The sequence below is a fragment of the Streptomyces sp. NPDC088706 genome (assembly GCF_044752765.1).
Lineage (GTDB): Bacteria > Actinomycetota > Actinomycetes > Streptomycetales > Streptomycetaceae > Streptomyces.
Window position 1 is genome coordinate 1 of the sequence record NZ_JBIVLW010000038.1, and the last position, 4431, is coordinate 4431.

Sequence of the window (4431 nt, forward strand, 5' to 3'; positions counted from 1 at the left end):
AGCCGCGGGGAGGTTCTGGCGGTAGTGGTCGAGTTGCATGCAGGCTCCTCGGATCAGGCCGCGCGTTCGGCGGCTTCGGCGGCAAGCGTGAGCTTGGGCGCGGGGAGCGGACGGACTTCGCCGAGTGCGTCAACGATGGCGTCCGCGATGGTCCAGCAGTGTTCCGTGGGCAGGTAGACCGACCGGGCGCGGAGGGGTGTGGTCATGCCCTGAACGGCGGCGATCCCGATGCCCTGGGGCATGGAGCGGTCGGCGGCGTTCACCTCCAGGTCGCGGCCGTCGGGGAACAGGTGGAGGAAGTCCTCCATGGTGTCGACCCGGTGGGAGATCCGAGACGTGAGGTTGGTCCGGGTCGCGGTGTTGAGGACCGAGGCTTCGAGCTTCTGGCCGAGGAGCCAGAGGCGGACGCCGAACTTGGCTCCCTGGGAGGCGACGGCTTGCAGCTCGGCCCGGAAGGCTTCGGCCTTCTTCTTGTCGCCCCAGTTGGTGTAGTTGGAGACCTCATCGATCACGAGCAGGATCAGCGGAACCTCCGGGGAGAAGTCCGTGATCTTGTCCGTGCGCTTGGCCCAGAAGATGCCCTGTCGGCGGTCCATCTCGGCGCGGATGGCGCGAAGGATCTCGGTGGGTCCGTCCGGCGAGATGTCGGCGTTGACGGTGTGGGCGGTTCGCCACCAGGGCGCGACGGCACCGAGGTTGGGATCGATGATCACGGTCTGGACGTCGGCCATGAGTGCGGCATGGGCCAGGAGCGTGTTCACGGTGATCGACTTGCCGGAGCGGGTGACGCCCTGGATGGCTCCGTGGGAGGACCGGGCGAGGTTGACCGTGATGGGGTCGCCGTCCTCGGAGTACATGAGGACGATGTCCGAGTCGGCGCGGAGGCTGCCGGGCTTGACCAGGGGTGATCCGTCGATGGTGGTCAGCTCGGAGGGCATCACGGCGTCGAGGGGTTCGCGGAGGTAGGCGCGGGCGTTGATGTAGCCGGGCTTGGGCTGCCAGAGCTTGATCCGGGAGACGCCCCACTGGTCTGCGATGTGGTCCCGGATCTTGTCCCAGTCGGCCAGGCCGATGTTCGGCAGGGCGCGGCTGTAGGCGGTGAAGCCGAAGACGTCCGGGGTGGTGCGGATCGGCGGGATGAGCGTGTGGGGTTCGAGCTTCTTGCCGCTGGTGTTGGTCATCTGGGCGAGGAGGCCGGGCTGCTGCTGCACGGTCATGCCGGCCATTTCGCAGAAGGTCTTCCACGAGCGGCGGGCGCGGCGGGCGGCCTTGATGCTCTGGCGCAGTTCCGGCGAGGCCCGGTAGTACCGGGCGAGGGGGACGGAGTATCTGGCGGCGACGGCCGCCCCGGTGACGTACGGGGCGGCCTCGACGAAGGTTCCGATCTGGGACACGCTCAGCCCTCCTTGGCTGCCTTGGCGTTGCTCTGGGCCTGGCCCGGGATCTGGGCCGGGTGGATCTCGGTGGCGCGGTAGCTGTAGGCGAGTCGCTTGCTGGCCGAGTCGACGTACGGCGTGACGGTCAGGCCGCCGAAGGCGATCGGGATGATCGGCAGGCCGGGGATCGAGGCGTCCGGGAGCACGGGCTGGTGCGGGGCGCTGATCTTGACGGCGAAGGACTTGGCCTTGGCGTTCAGCTCGGGGTCTCCGTCGAGGACCGCGACGGACCAGACCAGGAGGCCGTTCTGCGGGTCGGTCTCCTGTCGGCCGGTCTTCTTGCCGTCTACGAAGGATTCGACCGGCGACACGTCGCCGGTGGCGAAGACGCCGTGCGGGAATGCGGTCTCGTTGTGGACGGGAATGCGGGCTCCGGGGCGGATGGCCATGGGGTTCTCTCCTGAATCTGAGGGTTCGTCATCTGCGGAAGTGATGACTACGGGCTGTGCTGGGCTCTACGATGGACCCACTAGACGGGGACTGTCAACTGATTTACACCACTGGGATAGGGAGTACGCCGTGACCGCAGTGCCGGAAACGCAGGCTGACCAGGCGAAAGATCGTCTGGAGAAGGTCAAAGAACTCGTGTCGTACGGGCTGCTGGCCGACCGAGCGAACCGGGGTGATCAGCGGGAGTGGTACCGGACCCTACTGCGGACGGCTGCTGACGCTCGGGACCAACTCCGGTTGCTGGAGCGGGAGTTGAGCGACCGTGCCGACGCGGAGAAGATCCTCACTCCGTCCGAGATCGCGGAGGCGGGAAGGATCACGAGGGCGGCGCTGTATAAGCGGCGGGAAAAGTCTTGATCCTGAGTCCCCGTCATTTACCCCCTGTCGCGAGCGGCGGGGGGTTTTTGCTGTCGGCAGACGGAGCGGACGCCGCAGGCGTTCAAGAATTTTGGGGGCCGAGGCTTTAAGCAACCTTTAATCGGCGGGGACCCCTCCGGGATCAAGAAAGGGGGCCGAGTGCTAACTACTGGGTGAGGGCATCCTGCCCTCTCCATTGGCACAAGTATAATGGCCCCCTTTCATGATCCCGCCCCGCCGATCAAAGGTTGCTCAAAGCCTCTCTGACGGTGCGTCAGCTAAGCCTGACGGGTCGTCAGGTCAAACACGATTCGCGAAGTCGGGAAAGCGTCGAGGCGAGAGCGGGACCGTCGTTCACGCAGAGGAATCCGGAGGTTCGGACGAAGCGCTTGACCGGTCGGCGGACCTTCCGGAATTGGCGGTGTCCAACCTCTCCGGTCTCCGGGTCGAGGAACGGCCGGCGGGGAACCTCGACGGTCCGAGTGGCCTTGACCCAACGGTGTCCTCCCCGGCCTCCGTCGAGGGAGGCGTCCCAGACGCGGGTACGGGCGGCGAGCTTGCGCAGGGTTCGGCTCATGAGTTGGTACTCGGGCCACTCGATCTCGACTTGGGCGACCAGGACTTTGAGCCCGCGATAGCCCCAAAATCGGCCGGGGCCTTTGCCGGGTGCCTGCCATTCTTCGGGTACTCGGTTCTGGTATTCCTTGTCCGCGTAGATCCCGTGCTTGGCGAAGTAGACGGCGAGTCGCTTGGGGTCCGAAGTCCGCATTCCTTCGGCGTAGTCGACACCGGTTCCGGCTGCCAGGTGGTTCGCTTTCTGTTCGGGGTCCGGGTGATCCACGATGTCGGCCCAAGTGATGCTGAGCCATTGGGCGAATTTCAGGCCGTCGCCAATTGCCTTACGGAATCGGGGTTTTGGTCCGGGGTCGATTCCCCGTGCTTTCAATTCCTGCCATTCCGCAATTCGTTGGGCGTGTTCTGCTTTTCGCTTTTCCCCGGCAATTCCCTGCGGGGGGACGCAGTAGAGGTGATAGTGCGGGGCTCCTCGGTGCTGGAACTCGAACTTCCAGGGGCCGACGAATTCGACACCCCAGGCTCGTTCGTACCGCTTGTAGAAGGCAGTGATGTGCTTCTTCGAGGTCTCGCCGTCCGGGGCCACGGTGAGCCAGTCGCCGGGGTACGTGAGCGTGATCATGCAGGGCAAGCAGGCGGCCGAGAGGATCGGGGTCCAGTCGAGTTCGGCCAGACGGCGGATCATGCGGGAGCGGGAGCGGCGGGACCAGCCGGTGATCTCGCGGGTCGGTTCGGCGTCGGCCGGGAAGGAACCGGTGGCGTGGAGCCAGGCACCGAGGATCTCGGCGTCGACCTGGCGGCGGCGCTGGTCTCGTTCGAGGGCGCGTTCCCGCTTGGCCATGTCCGGGGCTTCGAGGGAGACGACGCCGGGAGCGATGACCAGTCGCGGCCGGGGGCCTTCATGGCCGTTCCACGAGGGGCGCTTGGCGAACAGTCCGGCCGCAGCGGACACGAGCTCTGGACCGGGGAACGAGGGTGCCCAGAGGGTTCCGAGGTCGAAGCTCTGACCTGCGGTTTCGCTTACACGGACAGTTATGGCAGATGTAACAAGCCCTGTCGCGGCCGAGGCCGCGAAGCCCCCGCCGTCCCGACGCTCATGCTCCGCCCGCTCAGGGACGGCGGGGGCGGGGAAGTCGGCCGGGGGGAGCAGTTCCCCAGCCAAACGGTCCGCGTCGGGGTGACCGCTGACGGTCTCTCCCTGTACCGTGGTCACGTCTTCTCCGTTCTGAGTCATGCAGGCTGGACACGGACGACACCGAGGCCCCTGGGAGTGCGTCCCTGGGGCCTCAGCGGTTGTCTGGGGCACGATTCCCGCCCCGTTGCCCCGTAGGGCGGTCGACACGCCGTTAGCGCTTCTGAGAGCCGATCAGGCCCTTGAGCACGGACGCGAGGAAGGCCACGGACATGGCTCCGATGGCGAGCGCGATGACCAGGACCGTGAGCACGGCCATGGACCACGTGACGGCGACCAAAGCGCCGGCGCCCAGTGCGATGTACCGGCCGACCGGTCGCGGGGTCGAAGCCGCGGGGAGGTTCTGGCGGTAGTGGTCGAGTTGCATGCAGGCTCCTCGGATCAGGCCGCGCGTTCGGCGGCTTCGGCGGCAAGCGTGAGCTT

The 4431-nt window shown here is 66.6% G+C and carries 5 protein-coding genes; 1 reads left to right on the top strand and 4 read right to left on the bottom strand.

Annotated elements, in window-relative coordinates; translation table 11 throughout:
• Window positions 1-53: 53 nt before the first annotated feature.
• Window positions 54-1394 carry an FtsK/SpoIIIE domain-containing protein gene (locus ACIQAK_RS32895; RefSeq protein WP_366392942.1) on the bottom strand — a complete coding sequence of 447 codons (1341 nt, stop codon included), beginning with the start codon at window positions 1392-1394 and terminating at the stop codon, window positions 54-56.
• 2 nt (window positions 1395-1396) lie between these two features.
• Entirely contained in the window at window positions 1397-1825 is a 429-nt protein-coding gene (locus ACIQAK_RS32900) for a plasmid replication, integration and excision activator (protein ID WP_366392941.1), read from the bottom strand.
• 130 nt (window positions 1826-1955) lie between these two features.
• Here ACIQAK_RS32900 and ACIQAK_RS32905 point away from each other — a divergent pair, with 130 nt between their 5' ends.
• Window positions 1956-2243 (top strand): hypothetical protein, encoded by a 288-nt coding sequence (locus ACIQAK_RS32905; RefSeq protein ID WP_366392940.1) that lies wholly within the window; start codon window positions 1956-1958, stop codon window positions 2241-2243.
• A 295-nt stretch (window positions 2244-2538) separates the two neighbouring features.
• On the opposite strand, the gene ACIQAK_RS32910 is transcribed toward ACIQAK_RS32905, so the two are convergent.
• Window positions 2539-4029, bottom strand: coding sequence for a hypothetical protein (locus ACIQAK_RS32910; protein ID WP_401766981.1), 1491 nt, complete (start codon window positions 4027-4029; stop codon window positions 2539-2541).
• A gap of 133 nt (window positions 4030-4162) precedes the next feature.
• Window positions 4163-4375, bottom strand: a complete 213-nt coding sequence (locus ACIQAK_RS32915; protein WP_366392943.1) for a SpdD protein — start codon at window positions 4373-4375, stop codon at window positions 4163-4165.
• Between the last annotated feature and the right edge of the window lie 56 nt (window positions 4376-4431).